This window comes from Bartonella melophagi K-2C (assembly GCF_000278255.1).
Classification (GTDB): Bacteria; Pseudomonadota; Alphaproteobacteria; order Rhizobiales; family Rhizobiaceae; genus Bartonella; species Bartonella melophagi.
Genome location: NZ_JH725083.1, coordinates 271,341 through 272,158, shown reverse-complemented (window position 1 = coordinate 272,158; position 818 = coordinate 271,341). Strand labels below are relative to the sequence as shown.

General features: G+C 36.6%; 1 protein-coding gene and 1 pseudogene. Both read right to left on the bottom strand.

The window, feature by feature from the left end; translation table 11 throughout:
- Positions 1–233, bottom strand: a 233-nt coding sequence (locus ME3_RS05210) for a hypothetical protein (RefSeq protein ID WP_007477731.1), incomplete at its 3' end; no start/stop codon positions are given.
- Positions 234–415: 182 nt separating this feature from the next.
- Positions 416–818 (bottom strand): annotated as a pseudogene (locus ME3_RS07205) (hypothetical protein); the annotation flags it as partial.

Here is an 818-nt window from a genome sequence, read left to right as displayed (position 1 = left end):
CCTCCAAACCTCTCTATCCAATTATCAAATTTTAAATCATGCAATTCTTCTTTTAGTGAACGAGCTCTTTTTTGATTAGAATATTGTCTTGAAAGCTCATCTGCACTATCCTCACAAGGTACTGCCTCTGTATATTCTTCTATTGATTTACGCGCATTCTCTATTCTTTTGTTACGACTTACCAATCTGTAAAGTCGTCTATAAATTGCTTTTAACATTTCCTTTGCTTTCATAATCTTTCTTCAATTCAATACGGCAAGTTATCACACCTGATGCTCATCTCATCCACCTAATGATTGTTGACCATCGGTTTGCTCATAATCTGTCCTACTCGCTGCACAACCATCAATAAAATCAGATGGTGGGGGTCCTTATTTTTACCTTGTTTAAGTTATTGTATGAATACCCCTGATCATTAAATCCATATTCTGTACTGCCAATAATAAAAAAGCCGCTTCCAAAACCTATGTAACCGTGAAAGAGAGGCCATATACTCCTGTGGTGTCATGAATGTCATTTCATACGTAATAACATTATCATCACACACTACCGTATCTTTTATCTTTTCATCACCACTCACCATAGCATTGCCGGAAACGTATGAACCGTCATAAACCCAACAATCACCCTCATGAGAAAGATTGTCTTCTTTCTCTATAAAACCACCAATGTCACCAGCTTTAACATCACCAAAGTCTCTTAATGCACGAATACGATGAAGAGTGCAGTTATATTTCTTTCCAAATCTTGAATTATCAACCTTCTCACTTTCTTCCGTAAGCTCGTATTTCTTTTCTATACTCATGTTCTTATCCTCC